The 15,387-nt window shown below is 38.4% G+C and carries 16 protein-coding genes; 12 read left to right on the forward strand and 4 right to left on the reverse strand.

Going from position 1 to position 15,387, the window contains the following annotated elements:
* Positions 1–103 precede the first annotated feature (103 nt).
* The 3 genes from tlp to QBK89_RS05660 all read left to right on the forward strand — a co-directional run bounded on the left by tlp (position 104) and on the right by QBK89_RS05660 (position 1,202).
* Entirely contained in the window at positions 104–337 is a 234-nt protein-coding gene (gene tlp, locus QBK89_RS05650) for a small acid-soluble spore protein Tlp (protein ID WP_284140055.1), read from the forward strand.
* Between the two features lie 122 nt (positions 338–459).
* Positions 460–888: an acyl-CoA thioesterase gene (locus tag QBK89_RS05655; protein WP_284140056.1), complete on the forward strand. Its 429-nt coding sequence runs from the start codon at positions 460–462 to the stop codon at positions 886–888.
* On the forward strand, positions 888–1,202 hold the full coding sequence (locus tag QBK89_RS05660; protein ID WP_284140057.1) for a hypothetical protein: 315 nt from the start codon (positions 888–890) through the stop codon (positions 1,200–1,202). The genes QBK89_RS05655 and QBK89_RS05660 overlap by 1 nt, the downstream gene beginning before the upstream one ends.
* A 20-nt stretch (positions 1,203–1,222) precedes the next feature.
* On the opposite strand, the gene QBK89_RS05665 is transcribed toward QBK89_RS05660, so the two are convergent.
* From QBK89_RS05665 to plsY, 4 genes are all read right to left on the reverse strand, one after another.
* The gene (locus QBK89_RS05665) at positions 1,223–1,507 is read right to left on the reverse strand and encodes a HesB/YadR/YfhF family protein (RefSeq protein WP_284140058.1); all 285 of its coding nucleotides are present in this window, start codon (positions 1,505–1,507) and stop codon (positions 1,223–1,225) included.
* The gene (yidD, locus tag QBK89_RS05670) at positions 1,491–1,757 is read right to left on the reverse strand and encodes a membrane protein insertion efficiency factor YidD (protein WP_284140059.1); all 267 of its coding nucleotides are present in this window, start codon (positions 1,755–1,757) and stop codon (positions 1,491–1,493) included. The genes QBK89_RS05665 and yidD overlap by 17 nt, the downstream gene beginning before the upstream one ends.
* Positions 1,758–1,771: 14 nt before the next feature.
* Positions 1,772–2,704 carry a GTP cyclohydrolase FolE2 gene (gene folE2, locus QBK89_RS05675; protein WP_284140060.1) on the reverse strand — a complete coding sequence of 311 codons (933 nt, stop codon included), beginning with the start codon at positions 2,702–2,704 and terminating at the stop codon, positions 1,772–1,774.
* Between the two features lie 83 nt (positions 2,705–2,787).
* Positions 2,788–3,369, reverse strand: a complete 582-nt coding sequence (gene plsY / locus QBK89_RS05680) for a glycerol-3-phosphate 1-O-acyltransferase PlsY (RefSeq protein ID WP_284140061.1) — start codon at positions 3,367–3,369, stop codon at positions 2,788–2,790.
* A 169-nt stretch (positions 3,370–3,538) separates the two neighbouring features.
* Between plsY and QBK89_RS05685 the strand changes: the two genes are divergently transcribed.
* The 9 genes from QBK89_RS05685 (at position 3,539) to QBK89_RS05725 (ending at position 15,378) form a co-directional block, all read left to right on the forward strand.
* Positions 3,539–4,603: an ABC transporter ATP-binding protein gene (locus tag QBK89_RS05685; protein ID WP_284140062.1), complete on the forward strand. Its 1,065-nt coding sequence runs from the start codon at positions 3,539–3,541 to the stop codon at positions 4,601–4,603.
* 2 nt (positions 4,604–4,605) lie between these two features.
* A complete protein-coding gene (locus tag QBK89_RS05690; protein ID WP_284140063.1) occupies positions 4,606–6,132 on the forward strand; it encodes an ABC transporter permease/substrate-binding protein in 1,527 nt (508 codons plus the stop codon).
* 303 nt (positions 6,133–6,435) lie between these two features.
* Positions 6,436–8,388 (forward strand): DNA topoisomerase IV subunit B, encoded by a 1,953-nt coding sequence (parE, locus tag QBK89_RS05695; RefSeq protein ID WP_284140064.1) that lies wholly within the window; start codon positions 6,436–6,438, stop codon positions 8,386–8,388.
* 37 nt (positions 8,389–8,425) lie between these two features.
* Positions 8,426–10,879, forward strand: a complete 2,454-nt coding sequence (gene parC / locus QBK89_RS05700; RefSeq protein WP_284140065.1) for a DNA topoisomerase IV subunit A — start codon at positions 8,426–8,428, stop codon at positions 10,877–10,879.
* Positions 10,880–11,031: 152 nt separating this feature from the next.
* Positions 11,032–11,652, forward strand: a complete 621-nt coding sequence (locus QBK89_RS05705; RefSeq protein ID WP_284140066.1) for a TetR/AcrR family transcriptional regulator — start codon at positions 11,032–11,034, stop codon at positions 11,650–11,652.
* Positions 11,653–11,736: 84 nt separating this feature from the next.
* Positions 11,737–12,879 (forward strand): acyl-CoA dehydrogenase, encoded by a 1,143-nt coding sequence (locus QBK89_RS05710; RefSeq protein WP_284140067.1) that lies wholly within the window; start codon positions 11,737–11,739, stop codon positions 12,877–12,879.
* A 47-nt stretch (positions 12,880–12,926) separates the two neighbouring features.
* Positions 12,927–14,273, forward strand: a complete 1,347-nt coding sequence (locus QBK89_RS05715) for an acetyl-CoA carboxylase biotin carboxylase subunit (RefSeq protein ID WP_284140068.1) — start codon at positions 12,927–12,929, stop codon at positions 14,271–14,273.
* Between the two features lie 14 nt (positions 14,274–14,287).
* The gene (locus tag QBK89_RS05720; RefSeq protein ID WP_284140069.1) at positions 14,288–14,500 is read left to right on the forward strand and encodes an acetyl-CoA carboxylase biotin carboxyl carrier protein subunit; all 213 of its coding nucleotides are present in this window, start codon (positions 14,288–14,290) and stop codon (positions 14,498–14,500) included.
* Positions 14,501–14,595: 95 nt separating this feature from the next.
* Positions 14,596–15,378 carry an enoyl-CoA hydratase gene (locus tag QBK89_RS05725; protein ID WP_284140070.1) on the forward strand — a complete coding sequence of 261 codons (783 nt, stop codon included), beginning with the start codon at positions 14,596–14,598 and terminating at the stop codon, positions 15,376–15,378.
* Positions 15,379–15,387 lie beyond the last annotated feature (9 nt).

The following is a 15,387-nucleotide window of genomic DNA, read 5'->3' on the forward strand; positions in this document are numbered from 1 at the left end:
TGAATGAAATAAGGGATTTTTATTTGCCATTATTTTGTATAGAAAGTATGTAAACGAAAAAACTAAAGCTGATCTCGATTACAATAAACAAAGGAGAATGACTATGACGGATAATAAATATACGCCTAAACCTGATGATCGCAGTGATAATGTAGAAAAGCTTCAAGAAATGGTAGAGGATACGATTCAAAATATGGAGAAAGCAGAAGAAACGATGGAATTCACATCAGAAGAAGGTCGTGAACAAATAAAAGCAAAAAATAAACGAAGAGAAGAATCGATTGAAGGAATGCGTGCAGAAATAAAGGATGAAGCCGCGCAGCAACATAACGAATAGCTTAGAATGGCCACGCCACGCCACGCTCCTTTAGGCGATGGCGTGGCCATTCTAATTCCTTAAGCAAAAACACATCGTGGTGTGTTAGAATGATAGTTGAGCTTGAGGAGGGTAAAGAGAGAATGAATCAAAAAGTAAACACACCGATTGAGGTTCGATATCAAGAGACCGATCAGATGGGAGTAGTATATCACGCGAATTATTTAATTTGGTTTGAAATTGGGCGAACGAAATTTATTGACGCATTAGGTTTTCAATATATCGAAATGGAGAAGAACAATATTGTTTCACCAGTAACAGATGTACATATCTCCTATAAACATCCCATTCGCTACGGAGATACCGTATCCGTGGAAACGTGGTTAGCACATTATGATGGGATACGAACGATTTATGGTTATCAAGTTATAGGAAATGATGATGTTATTGCTGTAACAGGTTCTACTGAGCACGTTATCGTAAAAAAAGATTCATTTCGACCACTCTCTATGAGAAAGGCTTTTCCAGAGTGGCACGAAGCATATAAAAAACAGATGGAAGCGAATAGCTGATGGCTTTTGGCATTAATCGTAAAGAACTAGAAGCTTGGAAGCAACGCATCGAAAACGGAAACATTGCATTTCTGACACATTACTGGCAGGATGAAAGATTTCCAGACTTTACGACAGTGACAAAGGTTGGTTGTACTGATATTGATGCATTGATTGCATGGGGTGAAAAATATAACCTGCGGGCAGAGTGGATTCATAATAATAGCAAGTATCCACATTTTGATTTGTTAGGGGATTATCAAAAGGAGATTTTAACTCAAGAGAAGCAATGGGAACAATTAACGCGTTTCCAAATTATGAACCCTCACACATAGCTCCTGTGTGAGGGTGTTCGTTATTCATATAAAAATGTTGGCTCTTGAAGGTTTTCATCTAGTTTTATATGCAAATCTTTTTCTTCAAAGTACCAGGCATCACTTTCCTCAACAAAAAACAGCATATCACCTTTTTCAGCAGTAGCAATTGGATTTTCTGGGGTTGCCATTTTTATTGCTAAAGAAAACCCAGGAATATGGCCGCCAAAGCCATATCGAACATAAAAGCGTAAAGCAATGGGAGAACTAGGCTCGAAAGTATCTTTATACCATGTCGTAGCAGCTTCATCAATTCGTAGTTTCATTGCGCTCATCTCCTGTTCGAACATTCTTTTTATTTTTAGGGGGAGGTACTAGGTCAACTCCTCCAGGATGAAAAGGATGGCATTTACTTATTCGTTTAATCGTCAAGTATCCACCCTTGAGTACACCAAATCTGCGGAAAGCTTCCAGCCCGTATGCAGAACAACTCGGGTAAAAACGGCAGGTTGGTGGTTTAAAAGGACTGATTGCTTTCTGGTAAAATTTAATTAGGCCGATAAATAAATATTTCATGTTATTTCCGATCCTTATAAATTAAATTCGTTCTTGTCAAAAGTTAACGAAGCAATTGCATCATGCATGTGAATCGACTCTTCATTACGACAGGAAACTTTAAATTTTTGTATAAATGGCATTTCATATAAATCTGCAGCCACTAAACGTACCATATCCTCAACAAATCGCGGATTTTCATAAGCGTGTTCCGTTACCATTTTCTCATCTGGTCGTTTTAGAACAGGATGCAGTCTAGAACTAGCATTACTTTCTGCTGCTTCTAATAATTGTTCCTTCCAATCAATCTTTGCCTCATCGATATATTCATTAAATGTCGCTTCCATAAATACGCGTCCGCGTTGGTTATGGGCACTGTATTCACTGATTTCTTTAGAGCACGGACAAAGTGTTGTAACCAATACTTCGAGTGAACCTTTGATAGAAAAGCCAGTTTGCTTATTATACGAAACAGATAGTGTCACGTCCGCATGATTAAGTCCTGCTAAACCTGATTGCGGTGCTTGTCTTTCGAAAAACCAAGGAAAAGAAAGCTCGACTTGTGCATCTTCTTGCTCTAGTCGATCTGTTAGCTCTTTGGTGAACTGTTTTAGGTTAGCAATATCTGCTGTAAATCCATTTGTATGATAAAGCTGTAATTGTTCTGTAAATCGGCTCATGTTCGTGCCTTTACTTGCTTGGTGGATACTGGTTGTTAAACTAAATGATGCGATCGTAGTCTGTATAGTTGGTTGTATAGTACTTTCTACAGTTATGGGATGATTCACATTGGCAATCCCAACCTGATCTATGGCAAATAAAAAATCTTTTTGCACATTTTGTAGATCAGACATTTTTTCTTTTTCTACTGGCTTCGTTCGCGGTCCTGGATTTACAGAACCAAATAATTTATGTCTTTCTGCTTTTGAAGGCAATTTTCGTTGCACCATTAATTCTGTATTATCCATTCTGTAAGATCCTTTCTATTTAGTACTTCGACGAATTCATTCAAAGTATACTTGAGCAACCTTGAATATTCAATTAATCTGTATCACATCCACGTAATTTTCGGTTCTGTTTTATTTTTAATTCGTTTTATATTTTCACGGTGTCGATAAAAAACAAACACAGTTAATAATGTGGTAACAATAAATAAACCCGTGTCTTTCATAAGTAGAGTCACACAAATAGAAATAACGCCTGTAATCATCGATGAAAGAGATACGTATTTTGAAATGTACAATGTAACTAAAAAAGAGCAAACCATAATGACAAATAACAGTGGATTTACTCCAAGGACAATGCCAGCTGAAGTTGCGGCTGCTTTTCCACCTTTAAATTTAGCAAACAGTGGATATGTATGTCCTAATACAGCAAAAATACCAATAATAAGTCGATTTACTTCTGCATCAAAGAGTAATGGAATTAAAGTTGCAATGGTTCCCTTGAAAATATCTGCAAGCGTTACAATAATTCCTGCTTTCACTCCTAATACTCGAAACGTATTTGTGGCTCCTAAATTCCCACTTCCATGTTTCCGAACGTCTATATTGAAACCAACCTTCCCTACAATAAGAGCAGATGGAATCGAACCTAGTAAATAAGCAATAATTGCAAAAATAATATACTCCATCTTCCATACCTACTTTCCTTCAATATTCCTAATCTAGAAAACGATTCTTTCTTATTTTATCATGAACTTGCTATGAAAGAACATAAAAGTTTTGTTATAATATTCCGTAAATAAGGGCCTGCGGATCGAATGAAGCAATCCCTTTATTTTTTAGAAAGGAAGGGATGAGATGATCGAATTTAAACAGGTTAATAAAGTATATGCAGATGGAACGAAGGCAATGGATAATTTTTCATTAACAATTAAAAAAGGCGAAATGATGACTTTAATAGGCCCTAGTGGGTGCGGAAAAACAACAACTATGAAGATGATTAATCGCTTGATTGAACCGACATCAGGCTCCATACTTATTAATAACCAAGATATTCGGCAATATAATATTCATGAATTAAGATGGAATATTGGTTATGTCTTGCAAGAAATTGCTTTATTTCCACATATGACGATTGAGGAAAATATTTCTGTTGTTCCAGACATGAAAAAGTGGAAGCGGAAAGCACAGCAGAAGCGAGCAATGGAATTATTAGACATGGTAGGACTAGAGCCTGAAAAGTATCAGAAACGAATGCCAAGTGAATTGTCAGGAGGACAACAACAACGAATTGGCGTGATACGAGCGTTAGCAGCAGACCCAGATATTATTTTAATGGACGAACCGTTTAGTGCATTAGATCCAATCAGTAGAGAGCAACTTCAAAAGGATATTCGATCGTTGCAAAAAGAAATAAAAAAGACGATTGTTTTTGTTACGCATGATATGGATGAGGCACTGGCACTTGGTGATCGTGTTTGTTTCATGCGAAATGGAAAAATCATTCAGGTCGATCAACCTCAACAACTTATCCTACATCCAGAAACGTCATTTGTTGAAAGTTTTATTGGAGAACGAAAATCTCCGTGGAATACCGCAATCGATGTTATTATGCAGCAAAATAAAAGTTCACGCATCGTGCAAGAGCATAATTTAATAGAGAAAAATGAGGAATCTAATCAAGTTTTTTATGTAATGAACGATGACGGAAGATATGTAGGTGCATGGAGAAACGGAGGCTGGATTTCTGTTCCAGTACTGTCAAATGAGCTTTCTCTATCCGCAGCAATGAAACATATGAAAAATAATGTGCTTGATGTGTATCCGGTAGTTCAACATGGTAGGCTAATAGGAACAATAAGCTACGAAGATATGATTCACTTTTTATATGAAAATTCCACTGCGACAGCAAGGGGGATATAAAAATGAGCGATTTTATCTCCGTTTTCCTCCAAAGAAAAGACGTTTTATTCGAAACGACTTGGGAGCATTTGCAAATCTCACTATTGTCACTTGTTATCGCTATTTTAATTGCGGTACCATTGGGATTAGTTCTAACTCGCTTCAAGCGGATCGCAGAACCGATTATTGGAATGTCGGCGATTATGCAGACAATTCCAAGCTTAGCCGTATTAGCCTTCCTTATTCCTTTTTTTGGAATAGGCAAAGTACCTGCTGTTATCGCATTATCAGCTTATGGCTTACTGCCAGTATTAAGGAATACTTACACTGGAATATGTGAAGTGAATCCTGCTTTAAAGGAAGCTGCGAAGGGAATGGGAATGAATTCCTATAAACGGCTTCTAAAGATAGAACTACCAATTGCAATGCCGGTCATTATGGCTGGTATCCGTACTTCTATGGTGCTGATCGTTGGAACAACAACGATTGCAGCGTTAATTGGTGCTGGTGGGTTAGGCGAATTGATATTACTCGGACTAGATCGTGGAGCAGATATTAATTTAATTTTATTAGGAGCAATACCGGCAGCATTACTTGCAATATTACTCGATCTCGTATTGCGAGGTTTTGAACACGTATCAAGAAAGGCGGGGTTTCAGTCTTTCATCGCAATGATCGTTATTACCGTGCTTATCATTTCACTACCATTTATTTTTCAAGCGAATAAACGAGCAGATCTTGTCATAGGAGCAAAGCTTGGTACAGAACCAGCAATATTAATCAATATGTATAAGCTACTTATTGAAGAAGAAACAGATCTAGATGTTGCGCTTAAGCCTGGATTAGGGAAGACTGCTTTTGTTTTTTCGGCGTTAAAAGAAGGAAGTATCGATATCTATCCTGAATTTACAGGCACAGCAATTGTTACCCATTTAGAAGAGAGTGCAGTGAGTAATGAGGCGCGTGAAGTATACGAGCAAGCAAGAGAAGGTATGAAAAAGAAATATAATATGGTTCTACTAGAACCGATGAAATTTAATAATACGTATGCGATCGGTTTAACAAAAGCATTCGCCGAAGAGAATCAGCTTGAAGAAATAGCGGATCTAAAAAGAGTGCAAGATTCCATTACGGCTGGATTCACATTAGAATTCAAGGATCGTTCGGATGGCTATGTTGGGATGCAAGATGTTTATAATTTAGACATTGGTTCGATTAAAACGATGGAACCGGGCATTAGACAAGAAGCTCTTGCAAATGGAGAGGTCGACATTATTGACGCTTATGCTACAGATAGCTATATGGTAGAGATGAATTTAACTACGTTAGCTGACCCGAAGCATTTATTTCCACCATATCAAGGGGCACCTTTAATGCGCGCGTCTACCCTTGAAAAATATCCCAAGCTAAAACCATTGTTAAATCAGCTAGGTGGAATGATATCCGATGAACAAATGCGGGAAATGAATTACCAGGTTGATTATGAGGATAAGTCTCCAGAAGATGTTGCTTATCAATTTTTAGTTGATCAACAGCTTATTCAAAAGTAAATAAGATAGTATATAATAAACTTCTATTACTACAAGTAGCACAAGTCAACAGCTGTACACTAAAGGAGAGAAGAGGAAGAGCTTCTCTTCTTTGTCTTTTTTTTATAAGTCACTTATTTTATTGAAAATGACTTGAAAAGCAAGTAACGCTAAGTACGTTCATGTAAACTTTCTATACAAGCTGAATTCAGTTATAGTATACTAATAGACATGTACACTCGTATGCGTACGGAATGATATGGGCATGATAGTTTATATTTTATCGTTTATTATTTTTTTTAGAATGAAGGGAGCCGATCACGATTGGCAAAAAAACCAGTACAATACTCTGATGATTCCATTCAAGTACTAGAGGGACTAGATGCAGTTCGTAAACGTCCAGGTATGTATATAGGAAGTACGGATCATCGTGGATTACATCATCTTGTATTTGAAATTGTAGATAATGCAGTTGACGAAGCATTAGCAGGGTATGGAGATACGATTAAAGTAACAATACATAAGGATAATAGCATTTCCGTTGAAGATAGTGGTAGAGGGATACCAGCCGGTATGCATAAAACAGGACGACCAACGATGGAGGTCATATTCACCATTCTTCATGCTGGTGGTAAATTTGGGCAAGGAGGATACAAAACAAGTGGTGGACTGCATGGTGTTGGTGCATCTGTTGTGAATGCACTTTCCGAATGGCTAGAAGTTACCACTTTTCGTGATGGAGAAATTTATTTTCAACGTTTTGAGAATGGTGGAAAGCCAACCGCAGCCCCAATACGGAAAGGGAAAACGCGGAAATCTGGGTCCATTATTTCCTTTAAGCCAGATGAATCTATTTTTTCTACTACGGTCTTTGATGCTGAAATAATTTCTGAACGACTTCTAGAAGCAGCGTTTTTATTAAAAGGCCTTACGATTGAATTTACGGATGAACGTGTTGACAAAAAAGAACAGTTTTATTATCCAGAAGGATTAAAGGCATTTGTTCAATATTTAAACGCAGAAAAGGATAGCTTACATGAAGTGATATCCTTTGAGGGTGCATTTCATGATATTGAGGTAGATTTTGCATTTCAGTTTAATGATGGTTATGCGGAAAGCATGCTGTCGTTCGTTAACCATGTGCGCACAAGAGATGGCGGAACACATGAATCTGGTGCACGTACTGCGATAACACGAACGTTTAATGATTACGCAAGAAAGAACGCATTATTAAAGGAAAAAGAAAAAAATCTTGAAGGTACAGATATTCGAGAAGGACTAACAGCGATTGTTTCAGTTCGAATCCCAGAAGAATTACTTCAATTCGAGGGGCAAACAAAGAGTAAATTAGGTACTTCCGAAGCACGTTCTGCTGTAGATAATGTGGTTTCGGAAAAGTTAACTTACTTTTTAGAAGAGAATGCGGATATTGCGGGTTTGTTGATTAAAAAAGCAATCAAAGCGAAGGAAGCACGTGAAGCTGCTCGCAAAGCACGCGAAGAAGCAAGAACAGGAAAGAAAAAACGTAGAAAAGATACGTTACTAAGTGGAAAATTAACTCCAGCTCAATCACGTAATCCACAACGAAATGAATTATACCTTGTTGAGGGTGATTCAGCAGGTGGCTCTGCAAAGCAAGGACGAGATCGAAAGTTTCAAGCTGTACTTCCGTTGCGAGGAAAAGTAATAAATACGGAAAAAGCAAAGCTACAAGACGTTTTTAAAAATGAAGAAATATCTACTATTATCCATACGATTGGTGCAGGTGTTGGTGGCGATTTTGATTTAGAAGACGTGCAATATGATAAAATTATAATAATGACAGATGCGGATACAGATGGCGCACATATTCAAGTGTTATTGCTAACATTCTTTTATCGTTACATGCGTCCACTAGTGGACGCAGGAAAAGTGTACATTGCGCTCCCGCCTTTATACAAAATTTCCAAAGGAAAAGGAAAAAAAGAACAGATTATCTATGCCTGGGAAGAGCATGAATTACAAGCTGCGATAAAGCAGTTTAAGTCTGGTTATATCGTTCAACGATATAAAGGTCTTGGTGAAATGAACGCAGATCAATTATGGGAAACAACGATGAACCCTGAAACAAGAACATTAATTCGTGTCACTATAGAAGATTTAGCGAGAGCTGAGCGTAGAGTGACAACATTAATGGGTGACAAAGTAGAACCAAGACGAAACTGGATAGAACAAAATGTTGCGTTTGGTATGGAAGAGGATTCCAATATTTTAGAAAATGAAAAAATCCATTCATAATCGCAAGTTAGAGCATAGGAAATAGGGGGAAATTGGTTTGTCACAAGCAGAAAAATATTTGGATCTTCCATTGGAAGAAGTAATTGGTGATCGATTTGGAAGATATAGTAAATACATCATTCAGGATCGTGCACTACCAGATGCCCGCGATGGACTCAAGCCAGTGCAACGCAGAATTCTGTATGCAATGTTTGAAGAACGGAATACACATGATAAAAACTTTCGTAAATCAGCAAAAACAGTAGGAACCGTTATTGGTAACTATCATCCACATGGTGACTCGTCTGTTTATGAAGCAATGGTACGTTTAAGCCAGGATTGGAAATTGCGGAACCTATTAATTGAAATGCATGGCAACAACGGAAGTAATGATGGTGATCCACCAGCTGCAATGCGTTATACCGAGGCACGTTTGTCTAGTATTGCATCAGAGCTACTTCGTGATATTAATAAAGAAACTGTCGATTTTATTCCGAACTTTGATGACACGAACTCTGAGCCGGTAGTATTACCAGCAAAATTTCCAAATCTATTAGTAAATGGTTCAACAGGAATATCAGCAGGGTATGCTACTGATATCCCGCCTCATAATCTTGCTGAAGTCATTGACGCAGTTATTATGCGGATTGATAAGCCAGCTGTGACCATAGAGGAACTAATGACGGCGATGAAAGGACCAGATTTCCCTACAGGTGGAATTATCCAAGGAATTGATGGAATTAAAAAAGCCTACGAAACAGGAAAAGGAAAAATTATTATTCGTGCAAGAGCATGTGTAGAAGAGATGCGCGGTGGTCGTCAGCAAATTATTATTGATGAGATACCGTTTGAAGTAAATAAAGCGAACATGGTTAAGAAAATCGATGAGCTTCGAATTGATCGAAAGGTCGAAGGAATTGCGGAGGTTCGCGATGAAACTGACCGTACAGGCTTGCGTGTTGTTATTGAATTAAAGAAGGACGTTAATAGTGAAAGTGTGTTACATTACTTATATAAAAATACGGATTTGCAAGTAACATACAATTTCAACATGGTGGCAATCCAGGATAAAACGCCAAAGCTGTTATCATTACCGCAAATGCTTGATGCATATATTAATCATCAAAAGGAAGTTGTCACAAGACAAACGACTTATGATTTAACACATGCTAAAAAAAGAGCGCATATAGTTGAAGGATTAATCAAAGCAATTTCTATTCTTGATGAATTGATTGCAACGATTCGTGCATCCAAGGATAAGCAGGATGCAAAACAGCAAATTATGAGTAAATATGAATTTACAGAGGCACAAGCTGAAGCAATCGTTATGTTGCAATTATATCGGTTAACAAACACGGATATCACCACGTTAAACAAAGAGGCGGAAGAGCTACAAAAGAGTATCCAAGCTTTAGAAGCGATCTTAGCGAGTGAAAAAAAATTACTCCAATCCATTAAAAATGACTTAAAACAACTAAAAAAGGATTTTGGAGATCCAAGAAGAACGTCAATTGAAGATCAAATTGAAGAGCTTACCATTGATATTGAAGTGATGATAGCAAGCGAGGATGTTCTCGTTTCAGCTACACGGGATGGCTATATTAAACGAACAAGCCTTCGTTCTTATCAAGCTTCCAATGGCGAAGATTTTGCTATCAAAGAAGAGGATCATCTAGTTCGATTAATGGAAATCAATACAACGGATAAAATTTTGTTGTTTACAAACAAAGGGAATTATCTCTATATCCCTGTCCATGAACTTCCAGATATTCGCTGGAAGGATATTGGCCAGCATATATCAAATATCGTGCATATTGAAAAGGACGAACGGATTATCGAATGTATTCCTGTTCGTGAATTTGAAGAAGGATCGTATATTGTATTCTTTACGAAAAATGGGTTAGTGAAGCGAAGCGAAATTAATGTGTATGAAGCACAACGTTATTCAAAAGCACTGATTGCGATCAACTTAAAAGGAAATGATGAAGTAGTTAATGTATGCTTAACAAATGGTTACTCTGACATATTTATCGCATCGAACAAAGGCTATGGATTATGGTATCACGAGTCAGAAGTACCTGTCGTAGGACAACGAGCTGCCGGTGTTAAAGCAATTCAATTAAAAGAAAATGAGTATGTTGTAAATGGACAAGTTTTTGATGATCTTTCTGAACCTTCATTAGTACTAGTTACTCAACGAGGTGCTTGCAAACGTATGAAACTGCAAGATTTTGAGAAAACAAGTCGTGCTAAACGAGGACTTCTCATGCTTCGTGAATTAAAGAGCAAGCCACATCGGGTAAAAGGATTTATTGTTGGGAATGAAAGTGAGACAATTCATTTTAAGACAAGTCATGGTGAGACACATCAAATCTTCCCATTAGAATTATCGGTAAGTGACCGTTATAGTAATGGATCCTTTGTCATTGATACAGATCATGAAGGAGAAGTAGAAGAGGTGTGGAGAGAAGCGGTTTATGAGACACCATTTACTGAAATAAAGGATGCTTAATTAGAAGAGTGGGTACATACCCACTCTTTTTATATTGCAGAAGAAGTATAGAGTTAAATCTGTAAACCTCGTTCTGGAGCATATTAAATAAATACTATATATTTTCTGAAAAATGTGATAGGATAATATTTGGATAATGGAGAGGAGGGGTTATGTCGGATTTACGCAAAAAAATAATACAGACAGCACTTCCGCTTTTTGAAGCAAAAGGCTTTCATGGTGTATCGGTGAATGAGATTGTGGAGCAAGTAGGGACATCAAAAGGAGGATTTTATCATCACTTTTCCTCCAAGGATGAATTGTTATTTGTTATCCATGATACGTTTATTAGCTATGTGCTTGAAAATGCAGAAAAAGCCAATGCAGAATTTAATTCACCTACTGATAAGCTGCAAGCGATTGTAAGGAGCTTTGTGAAAGTATTTGATTTGTATAAACCGCATATTTCCGTATTTTATCAAGAACATATTTATTTACGACCTGCATATGAGCTGCAAATAAAGCAAAAGCGTGATCAATTTAAACAAATCATTATGCAAGCAATCGAAGAAGGGAAACAATGTGGGGAATTTCGGCAGGATATATCTGTAGAAATAACGGGAATGGCTATTCTAGGCATGGTGAACTGGACGTATAAATGGTATCAGCGTGAAGGTGTAAAAACAATTGAAGAGATTGGGGATATTTTTGTTGATTTAATTTTGCACGCCATTCTGCATGAACGGTTTTTAGATCAAAACGCATTTGCATCTATTTTGCTATCGCAAAAGTGAGTGCATCTAAACTTCTGTGTGAAAAGTCAGCTTCATACAGACCAACCAGTCGGTTTATCGTGTTGATCATTGAGGAGGGGTTTAATGAATTTTGAATTGACAAAAGAACAAATGATGATTCGGAGTATGGTACGCGATTTCGCTGTTGATGTTATTCAACCGCGAGCGATTGAAATCGATGTGGAAGCACGTTTTCCATTAGATATTTTTGAGCAAATGGGAGAACTAGGCCTACTAGGAATTCCTTTTCCAGAGAAATATGGCGGGTCAGGAAGTGATACGCTGTCCTATGCAATTGCTGTTGAAGAAATTGGCCGTGTTTGTGGCAGCACAGGATTAAGCTATGCAGCAGCAGTTTCTCTTGGAGTAAGCCCTATCTATTACTTCGGAACTGAAGAACAAAAAGAACGCTTTTTGAAACCGCTTGCAAAAGGAGAAGCTCTTGGTGCGTTTGGATTAACAGAACCTAATGCAGGGTCAGACGCAGGCGGGACAAAGACAACCGCTGTATTAGATGGCGATAACTATGTTATTAATGGCGAAAAATGCTTTATCACAAATGCCAGCTATGCGAAAACGATTATAGTAACTGCTGTAACTGGTAAAAACGAGAAGGGGAGAAATATTATTTCCGCGATCGTTGTGCCGACAGATACTGCAGGGATTAGCATAACAAGTAATTACGATAAAATGGGAGTTCGTGGATCAGATACAGCAGAAGTTGTATTAGACAATGTGCGCGTCCCGAAAGAAAATCTTCTCGGTGATCCATCCAAAGGCTTTAAGCAATTTCTTTATACATTAGATGGTGGGAGAATATCAATCGCTGCATTAGGTTTAGGGATTGCACAAGCTGCGTTAGATAAGTCGTTACAGTATGCCAAAGAGCGAAAGCAGTTTGGAAAGGCGATATCGAACTTCCAAGCCATTCAATTCAAGCTCGCTGATATGGCAATGGAAGTAGAGCTTGCAAGAAATATGGTATATAAAGCTGCCTGGTTAAAAGATCAAGATAAGCCTTTTACAAAGGAAGCTGCTTATGCCAAGCTTTTTGCGACAGAAACAGCGTTCCGCGCTGCAAACCAAGCCATCCAAATTCATGGTGGCTATGGCTATATGCGAGAATATGAAGTGGAAAGATATTTGCGAGATGCCAAGCTCTTAGAAATAGGAGAGGGAACATCAGAGGTGCAGCGTTTAGTTATTGCTAGGCAGCTAGGTTGTTAATGCTATTCACTATGTAGGAAGAATTATGCAAGGATGGGGGAAAGTGTATGATTAAAAAAGTATTGATTGCCAATCGTGGGGAGATTGCCGCACGTGTGATTAGGACGTGTAAAAAGCTTCACATTCAAACTGTCGCAATTTATTCGGAAGCAGATCAGCATGCCCCTTTTGTAAAGCAGGCTGATGAAAGCTATTTAATTGGTCCGCCTCGTGTGAATGAAAGCTATTTGAATGTGGATAAGATATTAGCTGTTGCGCGCCAAGCAAATGTTGATGCTATTCATCCTGGTTATGGGTTTCTAAGTGAGAATGGATCATTTGCTGAACGATGTGAACAAGAAGGAATCATTTTTATTGGACCAACGAGTGATGTCATCAAAACGATGGGGGATAAGGTAAGCGCTAGGAAAGCGATGCAGCAAGCAGGTGTTCCAATCGTACCTGGGACGTATGACGCAGTCAGCTCGAGTGATGAGGCTGTCCAAAAAGCAAATGAAATCGGATATCCAATTATGGTAAAGGCTGCTGCTGGTGGTGGTGGTATCGGTATGGAAGTTGTTGCTAACGATACCCAATTAATCAAAGCATTTTCGGGAAATGCTAAGCGAGCACAGGCTTTTTTTGGAGATGGAGCTATTTTCTTAGAAAAAAAGATTGAAAATGCGAGACATATAGAAATCCAGTTGCTTGCTGATACAAAAGGGAATGCTATCCACCTTTTTGAAAGAGAATGCTCGATTCAACGTAGAAATCAGAAAGTTATTGAAGAAGCACCTTCTCCGTTTATATCCGAAAAGACGCGTCAGAAAATGGGTGAGGCTGCGGTAACTGCCGCAAAAACACTTGGATATACGAATGCAGGGACAATCGAATTTTTAGTTGATGAAGACGAAAATTTTTATTTTCTTGAAATGAATACCCGTATTCAAGTAGAGCATCCTGTTACAGAAGAAATTACTGGTGTCGATATTGTAGCGGAGCAGCTGCGCATCGCGAATGGAGATGCGTTGCAATTGAAGCAAGATGAACTTGCAATAAACGGCCATGCCATCGAAGCACGCATTTATGCAGAGGATCCAGAAACCTTTTTCCCGTCTCCTGGACATATTACAAGCTTACATTTACCTGAAGGAGATTATGTTCGAAATGAGGTAGCGGTGACGAGCGATTTCGACGTGACCCCATTTTATGATCCGATGATTGGGAAGCTGATTGTTTGGGGCAAGGACCGAAACGAAGCAATAGCGCGATTGCATGCGGCGTTAGCAACGTATGAATTAAAGGGAATTAAAACAAATATCCCAATGTTATTAAAAATTATTGATTTACAGCCTTATAAGACAGGGAATACAACAACAAGCTTTATTGAAAAACATTATTTAAACCACAACTAAGGAGGAAGGATAAAATGCAGGAAATAAAAGCCACAATGGCAGGAAGCGTATGGAAGATTGTCGTAGCCGAAGGAGAAAAGGTAGAAGGAGATCAGGATATTGTCATCCTTGAATCAATGAAAATGGAGATTCCCATTGGAGCGGAGGAAGCTGGAACAGTGAAAGAGTTGAAGGTAGCGGAAGGTGATTTTGTTAATGAAGGTGATGTTATTGCAACAATCGAATAGTTGATCTATAAATCTCATATTTTACATTAATAAACATGCTAGATGGGCACGTTTGATAGTTTTTCGTGCCCTCTTCAATATGGAGGAGGAGTTGCATGGCAGGATTCGTATCATTTGAAATGCTCCAAACGCATGTAGCACTTGTAACTTTAAATCGTCCGCAAGCTGCAAATGCCATGTCACGCGCGCTTCTAGACGAACTGAATGAGACAATAGAGCAGATTAATACCAATAAAGAAATCTATTGCACGATTATTACTGGTGCAGGAGATAAAGTGTTTTGTGCAGGAGCAGATTTAAAGGAACGAAAAGGAATGGACAATGCGCAAGTAGTCGAAGCAGTTCGCTATATTGGTCATACGGTTAATCAGATTGAAAATATGACCATGCCAGTAATTGCGGCAATAAATGGCGCAGCGTATGGTGGTGGGCTAGAGCTTGCTCTTGCCTGTGATATTCGTATCGCTGCAAATGAAGTGAAAATGGGGTTAACAGAAACAACTCTAGCTATTATTCCCGGAGCTGGTGGGACGCAGCGTTTATCACGATTAATAGGTCGAGGGCATGCAAAACGATTGATATTCTCTGGTTCCCCAGTCTATGCAGAGGAAGCGGTTCAGCTAGGGATCGTTGAGCAGTTATATGATAACACCGAATTAATGGATCAAGTGTTTTCCCTTGCAGAAACCATTGCAGCGAATGGTCCGATTGCTTTAAGACAAGCAAAGCAAGCGATTAATCGAGGCTTAGAGGTTGATCTATCAACAGGACTAGAAATTGAACATTTATGTTATAAGGAAACAATTCCTACGAAGGATAGAATGGAAGGACTGCGTGCCTTTAAAGAAAAACGAAAGCCAAATTATACAGGGAACTAATTTTCAGGA

It is taken from the genome of Virgibacillus sp. LDC-1, from assembly GCF_030137545.1.
Classification (GTDB): domain Bacteria; phylum Bacillota; class Bacilli; order Bacillales; family Amphibacillaceae; genus LDC-1.

What these genes read in the sequence shown, in the direction of transcription:
- QBK89_RS05655 (WP_284140056.1), top strand. Translation starts at nt 460, where the DNA reads ATGAATCAAAAAGTAAACACACCGATTGAGGTTCGATATCAAGAGACC.
- QBK89_RS05705 (WP_284140066.1), top strand. Translation starts at nt 11,032, where the DNA reads ATGTCGGATTTACGCAAAAAAATAATACAGACAGCACTTCCGCTTTTT.
- QBK89_RS05710 (WP_284140067.1), top strand. Translation starts at nt 11,737, where the DNA reads ATGAATTTTGAATTGACAAAAGAACAAATGATGATTCGGAGTATGGTA.
- plsY (WP_284140061.1), bottom strand. Translation starts at nt 3,369, where the DNA reads ATGGAGTATATTATTTTTGCAATTATTGCTTATTTACTAGGTTCGATT.
- tlp (WP_284140055.1), top strand. Translation starts at nt 104, where the DNA reads ATGACGGATAATAAATATACGCCTAAACCTGATGATCGCAGTGATAAT.
- QBK89_RS05720 (WP_284140069.1), top strand. Translation starts at nt 14,288, where the DNA reads ATGCAGGAAATAAAAGCCACAATGGCAGGAAGCGTATGGAAGATTGTC.
- folE2 (WP_284140060.1), bottom strand. Translation starts at nt 2,704, where the DNA reads ATGGATAATACAGAATTAATGGTGCAACGAAAATTGCCTTCAAAAGCA.
- yidD (WP_284140059.1), bottom strand. Translation starts at nt 1,757, where the DNA reads ATGAAATATTTATTTATCGGCCTAATTAAATTTTACCAGAAAGCAATC.
- QBK89_RS05715 (WP_284140068.1), top strand. Translation starts at nt 12,927, where the DNA reads ATGATTAAAAAAGTATTGATTGCCAATCGTGGGGAGATTGCCGCACGT.
- QBK89_RS05685 (WP_284140062.1), top strand. Translation starts at nt 3,539, where the DNA reads ATGATCGAATTTAAACAGGTTAATAAAGTATATGCAGATGGAACGAAG.
- QBK89_RS05725 (WP_284140070.1), top strand. Translation starts at nt 14,596, where the DNA reads ATGGCAGGATTCGTATCATTTGAAATGCTCCAAACGCATGTAGCACTT.
- QBK89_RS05665 (WP_284140058.1), bottom strand. Translation starts at nt 1,507, where the DNA reads ATGAAACTACGAATTGATGAAGCTGCTACGACATGGTATAAAGATACT.
- QBK89_RS05660 (WP_284140057.1), top strand. Translation starts at nt 888, where the DNA reads ATGGCTTTTGGCATTAATCGTAAAGAACTAGAAGCTTGGAAGCAACGC.
- QBK89_RS05690 (WP_284140063.1), top strand. Translation starts at nt 4,606, where the DNA reads ATGAGCGATTTTATCTCCGTTTTCCTCCAAAGAAAAGACGTTTTATTC.